The sequence below is a fragment of the Streptomyces sp. NPDC008137 genome (genome assembly GCF_042957035.1).
In the GTDB taxonomy this organism is placed as follows: domain Bacteria; phylum Actinomycetota; class Actinomycetes; order Streptomycetales; family Streptomycetaceae; genus Streptomyces.
The window spans coordinates 24,834-47,953 of the sequence record NZ_JBIBHN010000011.1 but is presented as its reverse complement, the minus strand read 5'-3'; the positions used below and the strand labels follow the sequence as shown (position 1 = coordinate 47,953).

Below are 23,120 nucleotides of genomic sequence, written 5' to 3'. Positions count from 1 at the left end.
GGGGCACACCGCCCGATTCGCCCGCCTCGCGCACGCCGCGCGGCGAACCTGCATCCGTTGTGCCCAGCTCCCCGCCCGGTAATCCGCCGAGCCGGACGTCCCAGGATCCGAACACCCATACCACTCCATTCAGGTCATCAAACCCAAACGGCACCCCTTGCGCCACCCCGCCCCCAGCGGCCACGAAAAGCGGTCGGCCGCTGTCCGCCCGGCGCCGTACACTGGGCGGAGCGAAAAGCGTGGATGGGGACGAGTAGCGGCGTACGCAGCCCAGAGCGACCCGGGGACGGTGGAAGCCCGGGGGCGAGCGCGACGTGAAGATCACCCCGGAGCCGCCGGAAGAAAGCCGCAGCCGAACAGCAGCGGCCGGTAGAGCCGGCATCGCGACCCCAATGAGGGGGCTCACCGGCGCACACCCCGCACCGGAGGGCCAAGGAGGGTGGTACCGCGGGAGCGCGCCGAAGGCGGCGCAGGCAATGACGTAGCTCTCGTCCCTCCGGACGGAAGGCAGCAAGTCCGCCGGAGGAAGCCCGCTGATGACATCGCCGACGTACCGCCAGGTACCCGCCCAGGTCGACCTGCCCGCCCTCGAGCACACCGTGCTCGCTTTCTGGGACGAGCAGAAGATCTTCACCAAGAGCCTGGAGCAGTCCGAGGGCCGCCCCGAGTGGGTGTACTACGAGGGCCCGCCCACCGCCAACGGCATGCCCGGCGCCCACCACATCGAGGCCCGCGTCTTCAAGGACGTCTTCCCCCGCTTCCGCACCATGCGCGGCTACCACGTGGCCCGCAAGGCCGGCTGGGACTGCCACGGCCTCCCGGTGGAGCTGGCGGTGGAGAAGGAGCTGGGCTTCTCCGGCAAGCAGGACATCGAGGCGTACGGCATCGCCGAGTTCAACGCGAAGTGCCGCGAGTCGGTGACTCGCCACACCAACGCCTTCGAAGAGCTCACGACCCGCATGGGGTTCTGGACCGACCTCAACGACCCCTACCGCACCATGGACCCCGCGTACATCGAGTCGGTCTGGTGGTCGCTGAAGGAGATCTTCAACAAGGGCCTGCTGGTCCAGGACCACCGCGTCGCCCCCTGGTGCCCCCGCTGCGGCACGGGTCTGTCCGACCACGAGCTGGCGCAGGGCTACGAGACGGTCGTCGACCCGTCCGTGTTCGTCCGCTTCCCGCTCACCTCCGGCCCGCTGGCCGGCGAGGCCGCGCTCCTGGTGTGGACGACCACGCCCTGGACGCTGGTCTCCAACACGGCCGTCGCCGCGCATCCCGAGGTCACCTACGTCGTCGCCACCGACGGCGAGGAGAAGCTCGTCGTCGCCGAACCGCTTCTCGCCAAGGCCCTCGGCGAGGGCTGGGAGACCACCGGCCAGACCTTCACGGGCGCCGAGATGGAGCGCTGGACGTACCAGCGCCCGTTCGAGCTGGTCGAGTTCCCCGAGCCCGCCCACTACGTGGTCAACGCCGACTACGTCACGACCGAGGACGGTACGGGTCTGGTCCACCAGTCCCCCGCCTTCGGTGAGGACGACCTCAAGGTCTGCCGCTCCTACGGCCTCCCGGTCGTGAACCCGGTCCGCCCGGACGGCACCTTCGAGGAGGACGTCCCCCTCGTCGGCGGCGTCTTCTTCAAGAAGGCCGACGAGAAGCTCACCGCAGACCTCGACAGCCGCGGCCTGCTCTTCCGGCACATCCCGTACGAGCACAGCTACCCGCACTGCTGGCGCTGCCACACCGCGCTGCTCTACTACGCGCAGCCCTCCTGGTACATCCGCACCACGGAGATCAAGGACCGACTCCTCGCGGAGAACGAGAACACCAACTGGTTCCCGGACACCGTCAAGCACGGCCGGTACGGCGACTGGCTGGACAACAACATCGACTGGGCGCTGTCCCGCAACCGCTACTGGGGCACGCCGCTGCCCGTCTGGCGCTGCGAGGACGACCACCTCACCTGCGTCGGCTCGCTCACCGAGCTGACCGAGCTGACCGGCACCGACCAGTCGGGGCTTGACCCGCACCGCCCCTACATCGACGCGGTCACCTTCGCCTGCCCGCAGGACGGGTGCGGCAGCACCGCCACGCGCGTGCCCGAGGTCATCGACGCCTGGTACGACTCGGGTTCGATGCCGTTCGCGCAGTGGGGCTACCCGTACAAGAACAAGGACACCTTCGAGGCCCGCTACCCGGCGCAGTTCATCTGCGAGGCCATCGACCAGACCCGCGGCTGGTTCTACACGCTGATGGCGGTCGGCACCCTGGTCTTCGACAAGTCGTCCTACGAGAACGTGGTCTGCCTCGGCCACATCCTCGCCGAGGACGGCCGCAAGATGTCCAAGCACCTGGGCAACACCCTGGAGCCCATCCCGCTCATGGACCGGCACGGCGCCGACGCGGTCCGCTGGTTCATGGCGGCCGGCGGCTCCCCCTGGGCGGCCCGCCGCGTGGGCCACGGCACCATCCAGGAGGTCGTCCGCAAGACGCTCCTCACCTACTGGAACACGGTCGCCTTCCAGGCCCTGTACGCCCGTACGTCGGGCTGGGCCCCCTCCGAGGCCGACCCGGCCCCGGCCGACCGCCCGGTCCTGGACCGCTGGCTGCTGTCAGAACTGCACGCCCTCACCGACCAGGTCACCCAGGCGCTCGACGCCTACGACACCCAGCGCGCCGGCAAGCTGCTGTCCGCGTTCGTCGACGACCTGTCGAACTGGTACGTCCGCCGCTCCCGTCGCCGCTTCTGGCAGGGCGACAAGGCGGCGCTGCGCACGCTGCACGAGGTCGTCGAGACGGTGACGCAGCTGATGGCCCCGCTGACCCCGTTCATCACCGAGCGGGTCTGGCAGGACCTGATCGTTCCGGTCACCCCGGGCGCCCCGGAGTCGGTCCATCTGTCCTCCTGGCCGCAGGCGGACCTCACGGCCATCGACCCGGAGCTGTCGAAGCAGATGGTGCTGGTGCGCCGACTCGTGGAGCTGGGCCGTGCCACGCGCGCGGAGTCGGGTGTCAAGACGCGTCAGCCGCTGTCCCGCGCCCTGATCGCCGCGTCCGGCTTCGACGCGCTGGACTCCGGGCTGCGCACCCAGATCACGGAGGAGCTGAACGTCGAGGCGCTCGCCACCCTGAGCGACGTCGGCGGCTCCCTGGTCGACACCACGGCCAAGGCCAACTTCCGCGCGCTGGGCAAGCGGTTCGGCAAGCGCGTCCAGGACGTGGCCAAGGCCGTCGCGAACGCGGACGCGGCCGCCCTGTCGCTGGCCCTGCGCGAGGGCACGGCGTCGGTGGAGGTCGACGGCGAGACCATCACGCTGGCTCCCGACGAGGTGATCATCACGGAGACGCCGCGTGAGGGCTGGTCGGTGGCGTCGGACTCGGGTGCCACGGTCGCCCTCGACCTGGAGATCACGGAGGAACTCCGCCGTGCGGGCCTGGCCCGTGACGCGATCCGGCTGATCCAGGAGGCCCGCAAGAACAGCGGCCTCGACGTGGCCGACCGCATCGCGCTGCGCTGGACCGCCACGGACGCGGCGACGGTCGCGGCCCTGACCGGCCACGCCGGCCTGATCGCCGACGAGGTTCTGGCGACGGACTTCGCCGAGGGCGAGGCGGACGGCACCTACGGCGAGCCCTTCAGCGACGAGGGTCTGTCCCTGACGTTCCGCCTGCGCAAGGCGTAACCCTCAGGCCGAACAGCCCGAAGGCCCGGTCCCGCCAAAGATCTTGGCGGGACCGGGCCTTCGGCGTTGCGTACGCACGAACACGCGTGGCAGAGACTCTCACGGCAAAGGGTGAGGCCCCGGGATCCATCCCGGGGCCTCACCCTGAACGCTGCCGATGTCTACGCCGTACTACTGGCCATCAGGCCGTCAGTTGTCATCCTCGTCGATCAGGAAGCCCCGCATGGGCGAGGGCGCCTGACCCATCGGCGAGGGGCCCTGCGGACGCACCGGCGCCATCGGCTGGGTCATCGCCGGAGACATCTGCTGCTGACCGCCGTAGGACGGACCGGACGGCGAAGGGCCGCCGCCCATCGTCTGGTTGCCACCGCCGTAGGACGGGGCGCTCGCGCCGGCCGGAGCCATGGAAGGCGCCGGGGACGGCGGGAGGGACGCGGCAGCCGGAGTGCGCGGCGGAGCCAGCGAGTCGTCGGCCTGGGTCTCCAGCTGACGCAGCTGCGACTCCAGGTACGACTTCAGGCGCGTGCGGTACTCGCGCTCGAAGCCGCGCAGGTCCTCGACCTTGCGCTCCAGCGTGGCGCGAGCGGACTCCAGGGAGCCCATCGCCACGCGGTGCTTCTCCTGCGCGTCCCGCTCCAGGGCATCGGCCTTGGCACGGGCGTCGCGCTCCAGACCCTCGGCACGCGAACGCGCTTCCCCGACGATCTTGTTGGCTTCGGAACGGGCCTCGGCGATCGCCTGGTCGGCGGTCTGCTGGGCCAGCGAGAGGACACGGGCGGCGCTGTCGCCACCGGGGCCTCCCTGACCGGGGCCGCCCATCGGAGGACCGCCCATGGGGCCGCCCATCGGGCCACCCATCTGCTGCTGCATCTGCTGCATCGGGCCCGGACCGCCCGGACCCTGGCCCATGGGGCCGGGACCCTGCGGACCACCCTGACCGCCGGGACCGGCGGGCAGCTGCGGGGCACCGCTCGGCAGCTGGGGCGGACCACCCATGGGGCCACCCATCTGCTGCTGCGGCGGGCCCGATATGCCGGCGGGTACGGGACCACCCGGACCGCGCATGCCCTGCTGCTGCTGTTGCTGCTGATCCTGCTGAGGCTCCGGAGGCTTGCGCATGTTCTGCTGGTTCTGGGCAGCAGCGCGCGTGGCCGCGGCCAGCTTGGCGCGCAGGTCCTCGTTCTCGCGGAGCAGGCGGGTCAGTTCGGCTTCGACCTCATCGAGGAAGGCATCGACCTCGTCCTCGTCATAGCCTTCTCGGAGGCGGACGGTCGTGAACTGCTTGTTCCGCACGTCCTCGGGGGTCAACGGCATCTCTTCACCTCAACGTAGTCGTCGGCATTCGGCAAGACGGTAGGTCACATCGCTCATCACAGCCGGCTCACGATCGAGATCAGGATGTAGACGATGATCATCAGTACGAAGAAGGACAGGTCTAGCGCCACGCCCCCGAGACGCAGCGGCGGAATGACCCGCCGCAGAAGCTTGAGCGGTGGATCAGTGACAGTGTAGGTGGCCTCCAGAACGACCACCATCGCCTTGCCGGGTTGCCATGAGCGGGCGAACTGGAAGACATAGTCCATGACCAACCGGAAGATGAGCACGATGAGGAAGCACATCAGCGCGATGTAGATGACATCCAGAACCACGCTCATGACCTGCGCTTCCCTCTCCCCTGTGCCCTGCTGGGTACTGCTGTTTCCGGTGGTGCGTCTCAGCTCTGGTTGAAGAACCCGCCCTCTGCGATGCGGGCCTTGTCCTCCGCCGTGACATCGACGTTAGCAGGCGACAACAGGAACACCTTCTGCGTCACCCGCTCGATACTGCCGTGAAGACCAAACACCAGACCAGCCGCAAAGTCGACAAGTCGCTTCGCATCTGTGTCATCCATCTCAGTCAGATTCATGATCACCGGAGTGCCTTCACGGAAGTGTTCCCCGATGGTACGGGCCTCGTTGTAGGTCCGTGGGTGGAGTGTGGTGATCCGGTAAGGCTCTCGTTCGGACACGACCTTGGGCATGATCACCGGTGCGTTCTTCTCCAGACTTGCGCGTTCTTGTGTGATGGATGCCACGGGCGCGATGCGCGCCGGGCGTCCGGATTCCGCGGGGAGCGAAGCGGAACGGGGGGCCGGTTCGCGAGGCACGGACGGCTGTACGACTCGTACCTCTTCATCCCTTTGGGGCTGATGTGAGACGTGCGGCTGATGGGACGGCTCGTGCCGTCGGTGGTCCCGCTCGGGCTCCGGGTCCAGTTCGGGTTCGAAGTCGTCGTCGGGGTCGAATCCTCGGCCGTCGTACCCATCGTCCTCCACGAGGCCGAGGTAGACCGCCATCTTGCGCATCGCGCCGGCCATGCTCTGAGTCCTCCGCTCTGTGGTGGATCTGCTGACGACTGCCAAGTGCCTGCGATCCACGAGGTCCTTGAGTCCGCCTATCGGCGGCAATGACCATATTTTCTGCTGTGGTCCGACTTCTTGGCGACGTTACCCGAGCCTGGGGCGGACTCCGAGTACCGCGCTGCCGACGCGCACATGTGTCGCTCCGGCCGCCACGGCCTGTTCGAGGTCCGCGCTCATCCCTGCCGAGACCATGGTGGCAGCCGGATGACTCCGGCGCAGGTCGGTCGACAAAACCATCAACCGCTCGAACGCCGCCTGTTCGCGTCCCGCATATTCGCCGGTGAGCGGCGCGACGGTCATCAGTCCGCCGAGCCGCAGCCCCGGCGCCTCGGCCACGAGGCCGGCCAACTCCTCGATCCCGCCGGGGGCCACGCCACCCCGCTCACCCCGCGCGCTCTCCCCGGCGTCGAGCGCGACCTGGATGAGGCACCCCAGTTCGCGACCGGTGCGGACAGCTTCCTTCGACAGAGCTGTGACGAGCTTGGAACGATCGACGGACTGCACGAAGTCCGCGTAACCGACCACCGACCGCACCTTGTTGGTCTGGAGTTGACCGACGAAGTGCCACGAAAGGGGCAGATCCGCACAGGCAGCGGCCTTGGGGGCCGCGTCCTGGTCGCGGTTCTCGGCGACATGCCGCACCCCGAGTTCCGCCAACACGCGCACATCGCTCGCGGGATAGGTCTTGGTGACCACGATCAGGGTCACTTCCTCGCGTCCCCGCCCGGCGGCCGCGCACGCGTCGGCGATGCGCCGTTCAACTTTCGCCAGATTTGCGGCGAGTTCGTCCTTACGGTCCGTCATGTCCCATCAGTCCAGCCACACATAGCCCGCGAGCCGACCGGTGGTGCGGTCGCGGCGGTACGAGTAGTGATCGTGCGACTCCAGCGTGCACACCGGAGACCGCGCCCGGTCGCGCACGCCGAGCCGTTCGAGCTGGGCGTGCACTCCGGCGCTCACGTCGACCGCCGGAGTGCCCCAACTGGTTTCGGCGTACGCCGCCGGCTCGACGGCGGACACCTCGGCGCGCATCGCCTCGGGCACTTCGTAGCACCGGCCGCAGACGGTGGGCCCGGTGCGGGCGACGATCCGGGAGGGCTCGGCCCCCAGTTCGGTCATCGCGCGTAGCGCGGCCGGGACGACCCCGGCGATCATGCCGGGCCGGCCCGCGTGGGCCGCCGCCGCGATCCCGGCGACCGGGTCGGCGAGCAGGACCGGCACGCAGTCCGCGGTGAGCACGGCGAGGGCGAGCCCCCGCTTCACCGTGACGATCGCGTCGACCGACGGGATCTCCGACGAAGATCCCCACGGCCGGTCCACCACCGCCACGTCGGCCCCGTGCACCTGGTTCATCCAGACCACCCGGTCCGGCTCGACACCCAGGGACTTGGCGGCCAGGTCCCGGTTGGCGCGTACGGCGTCGGGGTCGTCCCCGACCGCTCCGCCGAGATTGAGCTCCTCATACGGAGCGGCGCTCACTCCGCCCCACCGGTCGGTGAAGCCGAAGTGCGCGCCGCTCACGCTTTCGCGCTGTCCTATCACGACTGAAGGATCACTTGAGGAAGTCCGGTACGTCCAGTTCCTCGGCCGCGCTGTCCGAGTAGGTCCGCGGCGCCGGCGGAACCGGCGGGGCGACCGGGATGTCGTTGACCGGCTCCGGAGCGGGCTCCGGGTCCTCCTTCGGGGTCACGCTGCCGAGCGATCCGAAGGACGGGCGGCTCTCGGTCTGCCGCGCCGGGGCCGGCTCCTCGCGCTTGGCCGAGGAGGAGCCGAGGACGTTGTCCCGCTTGGAGGGCGGCTGGCCGCCGTCGAAGCCGGCCGCGATCACGGTGACCCGGACCTCGTCGCCGAGGGCGTCGTCGATCACCGCGCCGAAGATGATGTTGGCCTCGGGGTGGGCGGCCTCGCTGACCAGCTGGGCGGCCTCGTTGATCTCGAAGAGGCCGAGGTCGCTGCCGCCGGAGATGGAGAGGAGCACACCGCGGGCGCCGTCGATGGACGCCTCCAGCAGCGGCGAGGAGATCGCCATCTCGGCCGCGGCCACCGCGCGGTCGTCGCCGCGCGCAGAGCCGATGCCCATCAGCGCGGAGCCGGCCTCGGACATGACCGACTTGACGTCGGCGAAGTCGAGGTTGATGAGGCCGGGGGTGGTGATGAGGTCGGTGATGCCCTGGACACCGGAGAGCAGGACCTGGTCGGCCGACTTGAAGGCGTCCAGTACCGAGACCTGGCGGTCCGAGATGGACAGCAGCCGGTCGTTCGGGATGACGATGAGGGTGTCGACCTCTTCGCGGAGCTCGGCGATGCCGTCCTCGGCCTGGTTCGCGCGGCGCCGCCCCTCGAAGGTGAACGGGCGCGTGACCACACCGATGGTGAGAGCCCCGAGCGAGCGGGCGATGTTGGCCACGACGGGCGCGCCGCCGGTGCCGGTGCCGCCGCCTTCACCGGCTGTCACGAAGACCATGTCGGCCCCCTTGAGGACCTCCTCGATCTCCTCGCGGTGGTCCTCGGCGGCCTTGCGGCCCACGGCCGGGTTGGCTCCGGCGCCGAGTCCGCGGGTGAGTTCACGGCCGACGTCCAGCTTGACGTCGGCGTCGCTCATCAACAGAGCTTGCGCGTCGGTGTTGATGGCGATGAACTCGACGCCCTTGAGACCGACCTCGATCATCCGGTTGATGGCATTGACACCACCGCCGCCGACACCGATGACTTTGATGACTGCGAGGTAGTTCTGCGGTGCTGCCACGTCGAAGGCCTCTCGCCTCGAGTTACGTGTCGCCGAATCACCGTGACGCGCCTGCGCCCCGCGACCCGACGACTGATGCCGAATGGGACGGTCCGTATCGCCGACCCGAACCCTAACCCTGAAGTTTAGGGTTACCAGTGTGTCTGTTCCTTGGAGTCTTCTGAACAGGACACTAAGTCGACAAGTGGCGCACGTTCAACGAACACGCCGAACCTCCCGTTTTTCTTTTCACCCTATGTGATCAGCCGTAGCACTGCCCAACCAGGGTGCTGGCCTGCGCGGATGTGCGTCAACTCGCTGATGACGCGGGCGCGGTGGGAACACTCACGTCGAAGTAACGCGCTCCGGGCGAGGCTTTCATCAGGGCGGTGAGCGTACGGGCCTTGACCGCACCTTTCTCGCTGCTGCCCCAGGCGACCGTGCGGCCGTCTCTCAACTCCAGCGAGATGTCGTCGTAGGAACGGACCTTGACGGTCTGTGTGGCGCGCGCGACGGCGGCCGGAACGGCACGGGCGACGACGACCGCCTCGCGCACCAGCCGGGACTCGCCGAAGCGGCGCAGGCTCGCGGCGGCGGAGCTGGACCGGGACAGCGTCAATTCCAGTGCGGGGACGCCTTTCGGCGCCTCGGGGACCGTGGCGAAACGGACACCTTCATCGTCCACTTCGGCGAACTTTCCGCCCTTTTGGACAATCAGAACCGGAGTCCGCTCGACCACTTTCAGCCCGATTCCATCGGGCCAGGAACGGACCACGTCAACCGAGTCAATTCGGGGCAATTTCCGGCGCAGTCGCGTCTCGATCGCGTCGGTGTCGACGGAGATCAGCGGCTTCCCGAGGGGAACGTCGGCGGCGGCGCGGACCTGAGCCGGTGTCAGGACCCTGGTGCCGGACACGGAGACGCGCTCGGCACGCAGCCAGTCGGAGCCGTAGAACAGCCAGACCGTCGGGAAGCCGAGGAAGACCAGGGCGAGGCCCAGGATGACAATCACACGAAGCCGGGCCCGCCTCAACCGTAGACGGGGCGGCGGGCCGGACGACTTCTGCTGGCGTTCACCGCGCTCGGCGGTGGTCGATCCGGCCACGCTCCCCTGCCTTCCTCATACAGTCCTAGCGGTGTGCACGACTGGCGGCGATCGCCTCGTACACCATGCCGACGAGCAGGTCGTCGGCGTCCCGGCGGCCGAACTCGGCGGCACTGCGGGACATCTGGTACAGCCGGTGCGGGTCGGCGAGCACGGGCAGGACGTTCTGCTGGACCCACTCGGGGGTCAGCTCCGCGTCGTCGACCAGCAGGCCGCCGCCGGCCTTGACCACCGGCTGGGCGTTGAGCCGCTGTTCGCCGTTGCCGATGGGCAGCGGGACGTAGGCGGCCGGGAGCCCGACGGCGGAGAGTTCGGCGACGGTCATCGCGCCCGCGCGGCAGAGCATCATGTCCGCCGCGGCGTACGCGAGGTCCATCCGGTCCAGATAACTTACCGGGATGTAGGGGGGCATTCCCGGCATCTGGTGGACCTGCGGCAGTTCGTTCTTCGGACCGACCGCGTGCAGGATCTGGATTCCGGCCTGCTGGAGCCACGGCGCGACCTGCTGCACGACCTCGTTCAGCCGGCGGGCGCCCTGCGAGCCGCCGGTGACCAGCAGCGTGGGCAGGTTCGGGTCGAGACCGAAGGCGGCCCGGGCCTCGGGGCGTACGGCGGCCCGGTCCAGGGTGGCGATGGAGCGGCGCAGCGGGATGCCGATGTAACGGGAGTTGCGCAGCTTGCTGTCCGGGGTGGAGACGGCGACCTGGCTGGCGTAGCGCGAGCCGATCTTGTTGGCCAGGCCCGGGCGGGCGTTGGCCTCGTGGATGACGATCGGCACGCCGAGGCGCTTGGCCGCGAGGTAGCCGGGCAGGGCGACGTAGCCGCCGAAGCCGACCACGGCGTCCGCCTTGGTGCGCTCCAGGATCTGCTCGGTCGCCTTGATCGTGCCGCGCAGCCGGCCCGGGACGGTGATCAGCTCGGGGGTTGGCTTGCGCGGCAGCGGAACGGCCGGGATCAGCGCGAGTTCGTACCCACGCTCGGGTACGAGACGTGTCTCGAGGCCGCGCTCCGTTCCCAGGGCCGTGATGCCCACGCTCGGATCCTGCCTGCGCAGGGCGTCCGCGAGGGCGAGCGCGGGCTCGATGTGGCCCGCGGTTCCTCCGCCGGCGAGTACGACATGCACCGAAATTCACCGCTCTCCGGACGAGCGCGCCGCCGAGGCACGTCGTCGCATCGTGTTCCATCTCCGGGGACTCCGAATGGAACCGGTGCCCCCAGCCCCCCGCTTTCTACCAAAGCGGGGTTGCCGCATCGCAAGCGCCGCCCGCGCAGCGGGCTCGTCGCGTGCGAAGGCGATCAGCAGCCCGATGGCGAACATGGTCGGCAGCAGGGCGGACCCTCCGTAGGAGAACAGCGGGAGAGGGACGCCGGCGATCGGCAGCAGACCGAGCACCGCACCGATGTTGATCACGGCCTGGGCCGTGATCCAGGTGGTCACGCCTCCCGCGGCATACCTCACGAAGGGGTCCTCCGTGCGTCCGGCCACGCGGATACCCGCATAGCCTAGAGCCGCGAAGAGGGCGAGTACCGACAGCGTCCCCGCCAGGCCCAGTTCCTCACCGGTGACGGCGAAGATGAAGTCGGTGTGGGCTTCGGGGAGTTGGCCCCATTTCTCCACACTCGCACCCAGCCCGGAGCCGAAGATTCCGCCCGAGGCCAGGGCATAGATGCCGTGCACGGCCTGCCAGCAGTCGACGGGGCCCGACTGGGGTTCGGTGGCGCCGAGGCACTGCAGCCGGGCCATGCGGTTGGGGCTGGTCTTGATGAGGATCAGGCCGAGTACGGCGGCGATCGACAGCACACCGGCGAACAGCCGCGTGGGGGCGCCGGCCAGCCAGAGCAGGCCGAACAGGATGGCCGTGAGGATGATCGCCGTGCCCATGTCGCCGCCGATCATGATCAGCCCGAGCAGCATGAAGGCGGCCGGCACCAGCGGGACGAGCATGTGCTTCCACTGGGTCAGCAGCTTCCTGTCCTGCTTGCGGGCGAGCAGGTCGGCGCCCCACAGCACGAGGGCCAGCTTGCCGAACTCGCTGGGCTGGATCTGGAAGGAGCCGCCGACGGCGATCCAGTTCTGGTTGCCGTTGACCGACACTCCTATCCCCGGGATCTGCACCAGGATCATCAGGAAGACGGCACCCGCGAGGATGGGGTAGGCGAGAGCCCGGTGCAGCTTCACCGGCATCCGGGAGGCGGCGAACAGCAGACCGGCGCCGATCACCGCCGCGAGCAGCTGCTTGCGGAAGAAGTACGAGCCCGGCAGCGACATCTGCAGCGCGGTGATCTGGGAGGCCGAGTAGACCATCACCAGGCCCAGCACCGTGATCAGCAGGCTGCCGCCGAAGATCAGGTAGTAGGCGGTCAGCGGCCGGTCCCAGCCCCTGCGCGCCCGCAGGTACAGGCCGAGGACGCCGCTCTCGCGCGACACCCTGGCCACGGCGGGCCGGCGGACGGGCCGCTGCGCGGGCGGCTCTCCGGTACGGCTACCGGGCATGGACGGCTCCCGCGGACGCGCGTGGGAGGGGTGGGGGCGTCGGCCCCGGGTCGGCGGCGGGTGTCCGCCGGTTGGTCTCGGGCCACATCCGAGTCACGCGTCCCTCCAAGGGTCCCGAAGCACCCGTCGTGGCCGAGACCGACCGTCAGGTGCCCGCGCCGAGTTCGCGAACCGCCTCCGCGAACGCGTCACCGCGCTTGTTGTAGTTGGTGAACATGTCCATCGAGGCGCAGGCCGGGGCCAGCAGCACCGTGTCGCCGGGCTGGGCGAGCCGCCGCGCCTCCTGGACGGCCTGGAGCATCGCCCCAGTGTCGGTCCGGTCGAGGTCGACGACGGGTACTTCCGGGGCGTGTCGCGCGAGGGCTTCCCGGATGAGCGCGCGGTCCGCGCCGATCAGCACGGCCCCGCGCAGTCGCTTCGCCGACTTGGCGACCAGCTCGTCGAAGACGGCGCCCTTGGCGAGCCCGCCCGCGATCCACACGATCGGCTCGTAGGCCGCCAACGAGGCTTCCGCCGCATGCGTGTTGGTGGCCTTGGAGTCGTCGACGTACGCGACGCCGTCCACGTCGGCCACGTGCGCGATGCGGTGGGCGTCCGGAGTGAAGGCCCGCAGGCCGTCCCGTACGGCCTTGGCGGGCACGCCGTAGGCCCTGGCGAGGGCCGCCGCCGCGAGGGCGTTGGCGATGTTGTGCGGGGCCGGCGGGTTCACGTCGGCGACCTCGGCCAGCTCCTGGGCGTTCTTCTGCCGGTTCTCCACGAAGGCGCGGTCGACCAGGATGCCCTCCACGACACCGAGTTGGGAGGGCCCGGGCGTGCCGAGGGTGAAGCCGATGGCGCGGCAGCCCTCCTCGACGTCGGCCTCGCGGACGAGGTTCTCGGTCGCCTTGTCGGCCACGTTGTAGACGCAGGCGACCTGATTTCCCTCGTAGATCCGGCCCTTGTCGGCGGCGTACGCCTCCATGGAGCCGTGCCAGTCGAGGTGGTCGGGGGCGAGGTTCAGCACGGCGGCCGAGTGGGCGCGCAGCGAGGGCGCCCAGTGCAGCTGGTAGCTGGACAGTTCCACGGCGAGCACGTCGTACCGCTCCTCGCCGAGCACCGCGTCCAGGAGCGAGACGCCGATGTTGCCGACCGCGGCGGTGCGCAGGCCCGCCGCCTCCAGGATGGAGGCGAGCATCTGGACGGTCGTGGTCTTGCCGTTGGTGCCCGTGACGGCGAGCCAGGGGGCGGCGTCAGGGCCGCGCAGGCGCCAGGCCAGTTCGACATCGCCCCAGATCTCCAGGCCCGCGTCACGAGCCGCCGCGAACAGCGGCTTGTCCGGCTTCCAGCCGGGTGCGGTGACGATCAGTTCGGAGCCCTCGGGCAGGGTGTCGCCGTCGCCGAGGCGCACGGTGATGCCGAGCGCCTCCAGCTCGGCCGCCTGCGCCCGGGCGCGCTCGTCGGCGCCGTCGTTGACGACCGTGACGATCGCGCCGAGGCCGTGCAGCACCTTGGCCGCCGGGACGCCGGAGACGCCGAGCCCGGCGACGGTGATGTGCTTGCCCTGGAAGGCGAAGGGCTCCGAGGAGGTCACTTGTCCGCTGCCCATCCCGCGTAGAAGAGGCCTAGTCCGACGATCACACAAATGCCCTGAATGATCCAGAAGCGGACCACGACAAGCACTTCGGACCAGCCCTTGAGTTCGAAGTGGTGCTGGAGTGGCGCCATCCGGAAGACGCGCTTCCCGGTGAGGCGGAAGGAGCCGACCTGGATCACCACGGACATGGTGATCAGGACGAAGAGGCCGCCGAGGATGGCGATCAGCAGCTCGGTACGGGAGCAGATCGCGAGGCCGGCGAGCACACCGCCGAGCGCCAGCGAACCGGTGTCACCCATGAAGATCTTGGCCGGCGAGGTGTTCCACCACAGGAAGCCGAGGCAGGCACCCATCAGCGCCGAGGCGACCACCGCCAGGTCGAGGGGATCCCGCACCTCGTAGCACGCGCCCGGGTTGGTCAGGGTCTGCGCGTTGGCGCAGGACTCCTGGAACTGCCAGACGCCGATGAAGGTGTAGGCGCCGAAGACCAGCACCGAGGCGCCGGTGGCCAGACCGTCCAGACCGTCGGTCAGGTTCACGCCGTTCGACATCGCGAGAATCATGAACAGCGCCCAGACCACGAACAGCACGGGCCCGATCGTCCAGCCGAAGTCCGTGATGAACGAGAGCTTCGTGGAGGCGGGGGTGTTGCCGCGGTTGTCCGCGAACTGGAGCGACAGCACCGCGAACCCGATGCCGACGATCAGCTGGCCGGCCATCTTCGCCTTGGCCCGCAGACCCAGCGAACGACGCTTGACGATCTTGATGTAGTCGTCGAGGAAGCCGACCAGGCCCATGCCGACCATCAGGCCGAGCACCAGCAGACCCGAGAAGGTCGGTGCCGCGTCGGCCTCCGGGTCCAGATAGCCCGTGATCACCTTGGCCAGGAAGTACGCGGCGACCGTCGCCAGGATGAAGGCGATACCGCCCATGGTCGGCGTACCGCGCTTGCTGGCGTGCTCGCGCGGGCCGTCGTCGCGGATGTACTGGCCGTAGCCCTTGCGGGCGAGCAGCTTGATCAGCAGCGGGGTGCCGACCAGGGTCAGGAAGAGGCCAATGACTCCTGCGAACAGGATCTGCTTCATCATCGGGCGGAAACCTCACCCTCGGCACCGGACTCGACGAGCGCCTGCGCCACGCTCTCGAGGCCGACCGAACGGGACGCCTTCACGAGTACGACGTCCCCCGGGCGCAACTCGCTGCGCAACAGGTCGACCGCCGCCTGTGCGTCGGACACGTGCACCGACTCCTCACCCCACGAACCCTCGTTATATGCGCCCAGTTGCAGCCAGGCGGCTTCCCTGCCACCGACCGCGACGAGCTTGCTGACGTTGAGCCGGACGGCGAGCCGCCCGACCGCGTCGTGCTCGGCGAGAGCCTCGTCCCCCAGCTCGGCCATCTTGCCGAGCACCGCCCAGGTCCGCCGCCCCTTGCCCATCGCCGCGAGCGCGCGCAGAGCGGCTCGCATGGACTCGGGGTTCGCGTTGTAGGCGTCGTTGACGATCGTCACGCCGTCCGGGCGCTCGGTGACCTCCATCCGCCAGCGGGAGAGGGAGCCCGCCTCGGAGAGCGCCACGGCGATCTCGTCTGCGGACATGCCCAGTTCGTGGGCGACGGCGGCCGCGGCGAGCGCGTTCGACACGTGGTGCTCACCGTACAGGCGCATGGTCACGTCACTTGCACCGGAGGGTGTGTGAAGCCTGAACGAGGGCTGTCCGGTGTCCGTGAGTCGCACGTTCTCGGCGCGAACGTCCGCTTCGCCGGACTCTCCGAAAAAGATCACCTTCGCCTTCGTACGGGCGGCCATGGCCCGTACGTAGGGGTCGTCCGCGTTGAGGACGGCGGTTCCGTTCTCCGGGAGCGCCTCGACGAGTTCGCCCTTGGCCTGGGCGATCTGCTCACGGCCGCCGAACTCGCCGATGTGGGCGCTGCCGACGTTGAGGACGAGGCCGACCTTCGGGGGCGTCAGACCGGCGAGGTAGCTGATGTGCCCGATGCCCCGGGCACCCATCTCCAGGACGAGGAACCTGGTCTCCTCGGTGGCGCTGAGCGCGGTCAGCGGCAGCCCGATCTCGTTGTTGAGGGAGCCGGGCGTGAACACGGTCGGCGCCTTGCGCTGGAGCACCTGCGCGATGAGGTCCTTGGTGCTGGTCTTGCCCGCCGAGCCGGTGAGGGCGACGAGGGTGGCACCGAGGCGTCGTACGACGTGCCGGGCGAGGGCGCCGAGGGCCGTCTGGACGTCGTCCACGACGATGGCGGGCACACCGATGGGCCGGGTGCCGAGCACGGCCACCGCTCCCGCCTCGACGACCGCCGCCGCGTAGTCGTGTCCGTCCACGCGCTCGCCGGCGAAGGCGGCGAACAGGCTGCCCGGCACCGCCTCGCGGGAGTCGCGGACGACCGGGCCGGTGACCTGGACGGACGGATCCGGTATGTCGTGCGTCTGCCCGCCGACGACTTCTGCGATCTCGGCGAGGGAGAGGGCGATCACAAGTTCATCCCCTGGGTCTTCTGGATTTTCATCCCTGGGTCTTCTGGACGGCTTCGCGAAGTACCTGGCGGTCGTCGAAGGGACGGACCACCCCGGCGATGTCCTGGCCCTGCTCGTGGCCCTTGCCCGCGACCAGCACGGTGTCGCCGGGCTCGGCGCGGGCGACGGCGGCGGCGATCGCGGCGGCCCGGTCCTCGAAGACCTGCACCTCGCCGCGCTCGTGCGCGGGCACCGAGGCCGCGCCCTGGAGCATCGTGGCGAGGATCGCGAGGGGGTCCTCGCCGCGGGGGTTGTCGGAGGTCAGTACGGCGGTGTCGGCGAGCCGCGCCGCCGCCGCGCCCATGGGCTCGCGCTTGGTCTTGTCCCGGTCGCCGCCGCAGCCGAGGACGATGTGCAGCTTGCCCTCGGTGACCTTGCGGAGCGCCTTGAGGACCGATTCGACCGCGTCCGTCTTGTGGGCGTAGTCGACGACCGCGAGGTAGGGCTGACCGGCGTCCACGCGCTCCAGCCGGCCCGGCACGCCGGGTACGGCGGCGACACCGTCGGCGGCGGCCTGCGGGTCGAGGCCGGCGACGGCGAGGGCGACGATCGCGGCGAGGGTGTTGGCCACGTTGAAGGGGCCCGGCAGCGGCGACTTGGCGCTGATCCGCTCGCCCTTGGGGCCGATGACGGTGAACGTCGAGTCCAGCTGGCCGACCTCGACGTCCTCGGCGCGCCAGTCGGCGTCGGGGTGGCCCTCGGCGGAGTAGGTGACGACCGGGACGGTGGCTTCGTTCGCCAGCCTGCGGCCGTACTCGTCGTCGACGTTGACCACGCCGAGTTTGCCGCGTTCCGGCGTGAACAGCCGCGCCTTGGCCTGGAAGTAGTCCTCCATGCCGGAGTGGAACTCCATGTGCTCCGGGCTGAGGTTGGTGAAGACGCCGATGTCGAAGACGCAGCCGTCGACCCGGCCGAGGACCAGGGCGTGGCTGGAGACCTCCATGGCGACCGCGTCGACGCCGCGTTCGCGCATGACGGCGAACAGGGCCTGGAGGTCGGTGGCCTCGGGGGTGGTGCGCTCGGACTTGATGCGCTCGTCGCCGATGCGCATCTCGACCGTGCCGATCAGGCCCACCCGTCGCCCACCACCGCCCTCAACCGACGGCGCTACGCGCCGGCCCCCCTCGTCCGTGGACCTGACGGTCTTCAGGCCGCCCTCGACGAGGTAGGCGGTGGTGGTCTTGCCGGAGGTACCGGTGATGCCGATCTGGAGCAGGTCCCGGCCGGGGTGGCCGTAGATCGTCGCGGCCAGCTCGCCCATCCGCCCGCGCGGGTCGTCGACGACGAGAACCGGCAGTCCGGAGGCCGCGGCGCGCTCGGCGCCGGTCGGGTCGGTCAGCACGGCGGCGGCGCCGAGGCCCGCGGCCTGGTTGACGAAGTCGGCGCCGTGCAGCCGGGCCCCCGGCAGGGCGGCGTACAGATCGCCGGGGCGCACGGCCCGGGAGTCGTGGGTGATGCCCGTGAGCTCGGCGGCGTTCTCCGGCGTTGGAGCACCCAGCTGACGGGCGAGTTCCGCGAGGGGTGTGGCGGAGACCTGCACCGGCCTGGGCGGCCCGGGGTATGTCACGGGATGGCCCTTCTGGGTGGTTTGGGACTGATCAGCGTGTGGCACGGCGGTGAGCGTACCGGGCGTACCCGCCTCCGGGCGAAGTGAGGGGGCGGCGGAGCTCTGGTTCCCGGGGTCGGGGGTGATCGTTGTCACGGGGGCGGTCCTGGTGGCTCGATGCTGATCAGGGCTGGGGATTCAGTTGAAGGAGACGGGCAGCTTCGCGGCCTTGGCGCCGGTCGGCGGGACCTGGAGGGACTTCAGTGCGAACTCCATGACCCGCTTGTAGACGGGGCCGCAGATCTGGCCTCCGAAGTAGCTGCCCTGGGTGGCGTTCTGGATGGCGCAGTAGACGGTGACACGGGGCTTGTCGGCGGGCGCGAACCCGGCGAACGACGAGGTATAGCCGTGGTACTTGCCGGTGGCCGGATCCACGCGGTTGGCCGTGCCCGTCTTGCCCGCGACGCGGTAGCCGGGGATGCGCGCCTTGGTGCCGGTGCCCTCCTCGTCGTCCACGACGGACTCCAGCATCTGGGCGAGGGTCTTCGCCGTCCTGGCGCTGACGACCCTGGTCTTCTCGGGCTCGGGAGCCGGGGTGAAGCGGCCCTCGGGGCCCTTGGTGCCGCGGACGAGGGAGGGTTCGACGCGGACGCCGCCGTTGGCGATGGTCGAGTACACGGACGCCGCCTGCATGGCGTTGATGGAGACGCCCTGGCCGAAAGGAATCGTGTACTGCTGCGAGGTCGACCACTTGTCGGGCGGGGCGAGGATGCCCTTGGTCTCGCCCGGGAAGCCGAGGCCGGTGTAGCTGCCGAGGCCGAACTTGCGCAGGTAGTCGTAGAGGACCTTGTTCGACTGGGCCTGGGTCTTGCCGAGCTGGCCGGTGGCGAGGATGGTGCCGATGTTGCTCGACTTGGCGAGGACGCCGTTGAGCGTCAGGTACCAGGTCGGGTGGTCGATGTCGTCCTTGAAGAGCCGGTCGCCGCGGTGCAGCCGGTTGGGCACGACGACGTGGGTCATCGGGGTGGCGGCGCCCTCCTGGAGGACGGCGGCCATCGACATGACCTTGGCGGTGGAGCCGGGCTCGAAGGCGTCCTGGACGGCCGCGTTGCCGAGCGCGGCGGAGTCGGCGTCGGACAGGTCGTTGGGGTCAAAGCCGGGCGAGTTGGCCATGGCCAGGATCTGGCCGGTGCGGGTGTCCTGGACGATGACGTAGCCGCGGTCTGCCGCGGACTCCTTCACCTGGTCGGTGATGGCCTTCTGGGCGGCCCACTGGATGTCGCGGTCGATGGTGAGCTCGACGTCGCTGCCGGGCACGGCGGGAGTCTCGGTGGAACCCACGGTGGGGACGAGACGGCCGCCGGACTGGGCGTAGCGGATCTTGCCGTCCTTGCCCGCCAGCTCCTTGTCCAGCTGGAGTTCGATGCCGCCGCCGGGCTTGCCCTCGCCGTTGACCCAGCCCAGTATCCCGGCGGCGAGGTCGCCGTTGGGGTACACGCGCTTGCTGGTGCCGACGGAGAAGACGCCCGCGAGGACGTTGTGCGCCGACTTGTCCGTCTCCTCCTTCTTGGCGAGCGCGGACTTCAGATCCTTGATCTGCTTCCAGACCTGCGGGGTCTGCCGGGAGGCGAGCTTCGCGTAGCGCAGGTTCTTGTTCTTCGGCCGCAGCTTCTCGACCAGGGCTTCCTGGTCCTGGCCGAGGATCGGCGCGAGGAGCGCGGCGGCCTGCTCGGGCCCGTCAGCGATCTTCAGGTGGTCCGGGGCGAACATCGTGGGGTCGGCCGTGATGTCGTAGGCGTCCTCACTGGTCGCCAGGGCCACACCGGACCGGTCGGTGATCTCGCCCCGGTCGGCTGCCAGCACCTGCCCGACATAGCGGTTCTGCTCGGCCTTGGCCGCGTACGTACTCGCGTCGACGGCCTGTACCTGGAACAGCCGAACGACGAAGGCGATCATCACCAGCGTCAGCGCGAGCCCGACCAGCCGCAGCCGGGGCCGCGGGCTGCCCAGCCGCAACGGCCGGGGCGCCCCCGGCCGGACCTGGGCCGGCCGCCGGGCCGGACGAGCACCGGGCCCGGGCCGCCGCCGGGCATCGGGCCGAGCGGGCCTGGCGGGACCGGGCACTCGGCGGCGCGGGGGTTCCCTGTCGGACACTTCCGTCACCTGCCGGGGGTCGGGGTGGACTGGGGACTGACGGACACCGCGACGGCCGCACGGCCGATCCGGCACCGGGCCGCCGGGCCCGCGGCGCCCAGCGGCGACGGCCCGGCGGACACCCGAGCGGCGGCGGGCCCGCGAGCGGGCACGGCGACAAGGGGCCCCGCTGCCCGCCGCGGTCGAGCCGAAGGTCTCCGCGGTGCTGCTGCCCCGGCAAGGACTCCGGCTCGGCACAGCCGGGACCGCTCGGCGGACACCCGAGCCACCCGGCCCAAGCACCGATCCGCCGCGAGCCCCCGAACGGACACCGCGCCGAGGGACTGGCGAACGCCGGGATCGCGGGGGCAAGCGGGCCCGGCCGGGCCCGGTACGCGTCGGCGCGGGGGTTCCCTGTCGGACACTTCCGTCACCTGCCGGGGGTCGGGGCGGGGCCGTTGGGCATGGCCTCGGGGGCGAGCACCAGGGGGATGTGCGCGGTGGACTGCCAGGCGCCGGGGGCGGGGCTCGGGACGCCCTTGACGGTGCCGTCGCGCTCCAGGAAGGCGGGGTCGCCGCCGGGCACCATGCCGAGCTCGCGGGCGCGGCGCTGGAGGGCCTCGGGGGCGGAGTAGGCGTCGATGTCCCGCTGGAGGGCCTGTTCCTCGTCGGTGAGGCTCTTGGTCTCGCGCTGGAGGTCGTCGAGCTGGAACGCGCCTTCGCTGAGGGCCGAGTTCAGCACCAGGAGACCGATGAGACCGCCGCCCAGGAGGAGGACCACGAGGAGCACGAACGGCATGCGGGCCGCCCGCGCTTTGCCGGCCGGGAAGAGCCGCGCGAGACGGGCCGCCCTCCCCTTCAGTTCGGGTTTACTGCTCACTCACGCTCCCTCGGGTCCGGAACACCCGGCCGCCCTGCACGTGGCTCACTCGACGTCCTCCCTGATGCGCTGGGCGCCGCGCAGCCGCGCCGGTGCCGCCCGCCGGTTCTCGGCGATCTCCTCTTCCGTGGGGAGTTCGGCACCGCGCGTGAGCAGCTTGAGCCGCGGCTGGTAACGCTCGGGCACGACGGGCAGTCCGGGCGGCGCGGTGGTGGCGGCGCCCGCCGCGAACACCTGCTTGACCAGCCGGTCCTCCAGCGAGTGGTACGACAGCACGGCGATCCGCCCGCCCACGCCGAGCGCCTTCACGGCGGCCGGGATCGCCCGCTCCAGCACGGACAGCTCGCCGTTGACCTCGATGCGCAGGGCCTGGAAGGTGCGCTTGGCCGGGTTGCCGCCGGTGCGCTTGGCGGCCTGCGGCAGCGCGTCCCGGATCAGCTCGACCAGCCGCGCGCTGTTGCTGAACGGCTCCTTCTCGCGCTCGCGCACGACCGCGGCCACGATCCGCTTGGCCTGCTTCTCCTCGCCGTACGCCCGCAGGATGCGGACGAGTTCGCCCGGCGGGTACGTGTTGAGGACCTCGGCGGCACTGGCGCCGGTCGTCTGGTCCATCCGCATGTCGAGCGGGGCGTCCTGGGCGTAGGCGAAGCCGCGGTCGGCCTCGTCGAGCTGCATGGAGGAGACGCCGAGGTCGAAGAGAACGCCCTGCACGCGCGCGATGCCGAGCTTGTCCAGCACCTCGGGCAGTTCGTCGTACACCGCGTGGACGAGGGTGGCGCGCTCGCCGTAGGGCGCGAGGCGCTCACCGGACAGGCGCAGGGCCTCCTTGTCGCGGTCGAGGGCGACGAGCCGGGCCCCGGGGAACCACTCGAGCAGCGCCTCGCTGTGGCCGCCGAGGCCGAGGGTGCAGTCGACGACCACCGGGTCCGGGCCCTCCAGGGCGGGTGCCAGCAGGTCCAGGCACCGCTGGAGCATCACCGGGACGTGTCGACTCTGGCTCAAGGGGGCGGGCCTCTCAGATCCGGCGCGGGCCCACGCACCGCCGGGTCCCCTCCCGCTGCCGAAGGAGAGGCCCGCCGGCGCCGGAAGCGTCAGCCGACCGGGAGCGGGAGGAGGCCGAGCCGTACGTACGCGCCGCGCACGTGGGGAGATCGCCGGGCGTCGCCGGGTCTCCGGGGAAATCAGTCCAGCGGGGAGAGTCTCGCCTCCCGCTTCGCGTCACTTTAGTCCACCGTGTCTCCCGGTCAATCAACCGGCCTGCGCGTCGCGACCGGCAGGCACACCACCCTTGTGGGTTACCTCACTACAAGGCCCGATGGCGTTCTTTGTCCCCTCTCACAGCGGGCTCGGAACAGTCGTGACCATTACCGTCATAGATATGACGACTTCTGCATCAGTTCCCACGGGTTCGGAGAGCGCCATGGGCGCAAGCGGCACGGTCACCGACCGGATCGTCGACGCCAACACCCGGTACGCCGCCGAATTCGGCCACGCCGGGATGGCCGCCGCGCCCGCCCTGCACGTGGCGGTCGTGGCCTGCATGGACGCCCGCCTCGACCCGCTCGCCACGCTCGGTCTCGAACTCGGCGACTGCCACACCATCCGCAACGCCGGCGGCGTCGTCACCGACGACGTGATCCGCTCCCTCACCATCAGCCAGCGCAAGCTGGGGACGCGCAGCGTCGTCCTCGTCCACCACACCGGCTGCGGCATGGAGACCCTCACCGAGGACTTCCGGGGCGAACTGGAGGCCGAGGTCGGCCAGCGCCCGGCCTGGGCGGTGGAGTCCTTCCAGGACGTCGACCAGGACGTACGGCAGTCGATGCGGCGCGTGCGCACCTCGCCGTTCCTGCCGCACACCGACGACGTCCGCGGATTCGTCTACGACGTCGGAACGGGCCTGCTGCGCGAGGTCGACCCCGCGTCCTGACCTGGTCACCCGCCCCTGGTCACCACCCCGGAGCCGGCCCGCCGCAGCTGTCGGAATCCTGTCAGTCACGCGTTCGAAAGGGTCGCAAGGCCGACATATCGCGGCCAGTTGTCCACAGTCGAG

At 70.3% G+C, this 23,120-nt stretch carries 18 protein-coding genes; 2 read left to right on the top strand and 16 right to left on the bottom strand.

Annotated elements, in window-relative coordinates:
* Positions 1-536 precede the first annotated feature (536 nt).
* A complete protein-coding gene (gene ileS / locus ACFZBT_RS19670; protein WP_391105035.1) occupies positions 537-3,680 on the top strand; it encodes an isoleucine--tRNA ligase in 3,144 nt (1,047 codons plus the stop codon).
* A 189-nt stretch (positions 3,681-3,869) separates the two neighbouring features.
* Here ileS and ACFZBT_RS19665 read toward each other — a convergent pair whose 3' ends face one another.
* The 16 genes from ACFZBT_RS19665 to rsmH all read right to left on the bottom strand — a co-directional run bounded on the left by ACFZBT_RS19665 (position 3,870) and on the right by rsmH (position 22,069).
* On the bottom strand, positions 3,870-4,994 hold the full coding sequence (locus ACFZBT_RS19665) for a DivIVA domain-containing protein (RefSeq protein WP_391105033.1): 1,125 nt from the start codon (positions 4,992-4,994) through the stop codon (positions 3,870-3,872).
* A 56-nt stretch (positions 4,995-5,050) separates the two neighbouring features.
* Positions 5,051-5,335 carry a YggT family protein gene (locus ACFZBT_RS19660; RefSeq protein WP_115908676.1) on the bottom strand — a complete coding sequence of 95 codons (285 nt, stop codon included), beginning with the start codon at positions 5,333-5,335 and terminating at the stop codon, positions 5,051-5,053.
* 59 nt (positions 5,336-5,394) lie between these two features.
* Positions 5,395-6,036, bottom strand: coding sequence for a cell division protein SepF (locus tag ACFZBT_RS19655; RefSeq protein ID WP_184596554.1), 642 nt, complete (start codon positions 6,034-6,036; stop codon positions 5,395-5,397).
* A 129-nt stretch (positions 6,037-6,165) separates the two neighbouring features.
* Positions 6,166-6,885, bottom strand: a complete 720-nt coding sequence (locus ACFZBT_RS19650) for a YggS family pyridoxal phosphate-dependent enzyme (protein WP_391105030.1) — start codon at positions 6,883-6,885, stop codon at positions 6,166-6,168.
* Positions 6,886-6,891: 6 nt separating this feature from the next.
* Positions 6,892-7,623 (bottom strand): peptidoglycan editing factor PgeF, encoded by a 732-nt coding sequence (gene pgeF, locus ACFZBT_RS19645; RefSeq protein WP_391105028.1) that lies wholly within the window; start codon positions 7,621-7,623, stop codon positions 6,892-6,894.
* Between the two features lie 10 nt (positions 7,624-7,633).
* Positions 7,634-8,827, bottom strand: coding sequence for a cell division protein FtsZ (gene ftsZ, locus ACFZBT_RS19640; RefSeq protein WP_189729071.1), 1,194 nt, complete (start codon positions 8,825-8,827; stop codon positions 7,634-7,636).
* 289 nt (positions 8,828-9,116) lie between these two features.
* On the bottom strand, positions 9,117-9,911 hold the full coding sequence (locus ACFZBT_RS19635) for an FtsQ-type POTRA domain-containing protein (RefSeq protein ID WP_391105025.1): 795 nt from the start codon (positions 9,909-9,911) through the stop codon (positions 9,117-9,119).
* A gap of 25 nt (positions 9,912-9,936) precedes the next feature.
* Positions 9,937-11,034 (bottom strand): undecaprenyldiphospho-muramoylpentapeptide beta-N-acetylglucosaminyltransferase, encoded by a 1,098-nt coding sequence (murG, locus tag ACFZBT_RS19630; protein ID WP_189729075.1) that lies wholly within the window; start codon positions 11,032-11,034, stop codon positions 9,937-9,939.
* Between the two features lie 6 nt (positions 11,035-11,040).
* On the bottom strand, positions 11,041-12,405 hold the full coding sequence (ftsW, locus tag ACFZBT_RS19625; RefSeq protein WP_391105022.1) for a putative lipid II flippase FtsW: 1,365 nt from the start codon (positions 12,403-12,405) through the stop codon (positions 11,041-11,043).
* A gap of 145 nt (positions 12,406-12,550) precedes the next feature.
* The gene (gene murD, locus ACFZBT_RS19620) at positions 12,551-13,990 is read right to left on the bottom strand and encodes a UDP-N-acetylmuramoyl-L-alanine--D-glutamate ligase (protein WP_391105020.1); all 1,440 of its coding nucleotides are present in this window, start codon (positions 13,988-13,990) and stop codon (positions 12,551-12,553) included.
* On the bottom strand, positions 13,972-15,063 hold the full coding sequence (mraY, locus tag ACFZBT_RS19615) for a phospho-N-acetylmuramoyl-pentapeptide-transferase (RefSeq protein WP_215124499.1): 1,092 nt from the start codon (positions 15,061-15,063) through the stop codon (positions 13,972-13,974). The genes murD and mraY overlap by 19 nt, the downstream gene beginning before the upstream one ends.
* Positions 15,063-16,469 (bottom strand): UDP-N-acetylmuramoyl-tripeptide--D-alanyl-D-alanine ligase, encoded by a 1,407-nt coding sequence (murF, locus tag ACFZBT_RS19610; protein ID WP_391105018.1) that lies wholly within the window; start codon positions 16,467-16,469, stop codon positions 15,063-15,065. The genes mraY and murF overlap by 1 nt, the downstream gene beginning before the upstream one ends.
* Before the next feature lie 28 nt (positions 16,470-16,497).
* Entirely contained in the window at positions 16,498-18,075 is a 1,578-nt protein-coding gene (locus ACFZBT_RS19605) for a UDP-N-acetylmuramoyl-L-alanyl-D-glutamate--2,6-diaminopimelate ligase (RefSeq protein ID WP_391105016.1), read from the bottom strand.
* Between the two features lie 177 nt (positions 18,076-18,252).
* Entirely contained in the window at positions 18,253-20,208 is a 1,956-nt protein-coding gene (locus ACFZBT_RS19600) for a penicillin-binding transpeptidase domain-containing protein (protein WP_391105014.1), read from the bottom strand.
* Between the two features lie 409 nt (positions 20,209-20,617).
* Positions 20,618-21,067, bottom strand: coding sequence for a septum formation initiator family protein (locus ACFZBT_RS19595; protein ID WP_391105012.1), 450 nt, complete (start codon positions 21,065-21,067; stop codon positions 20,618-20,620).
* Positions 21,068-21,112: 45 nt separating this feature from the next.
* The gene (rsmH, locus tag ACFZBT_RS19590) at positions 21,113-22,069 is read right to left on the bottom strand and encodes a 16S rRNA (cytosine(1402)-N(4))-methyltransferase RsmH (RefSeq protein ID WP_391105010.1); all 957 of its coding nucleotides are present in this window, start codon (positions 22,067-22,069) and stop codon (positions 21,113-21,115) included.
* A 313-nt stretch (positions 22,070-22,382) separates the two neighbouring features.
* On the opposite strand from rsmH, the gene ACFZBT_RS19585 reads away from it, so the two are divergent.
* A complete protein-coding gene (locus ACFZBT_RS19585; RefSeq protein WP_391105008.1) occupies positions 22,383-22,997 on the top strand; it encodes a carbonic anhydrase in 615 nt (204 codons plus the stop codon).
* The last annotated feature ends 123 nt before the right edge of the window (positions 22,998-23,120 follow it).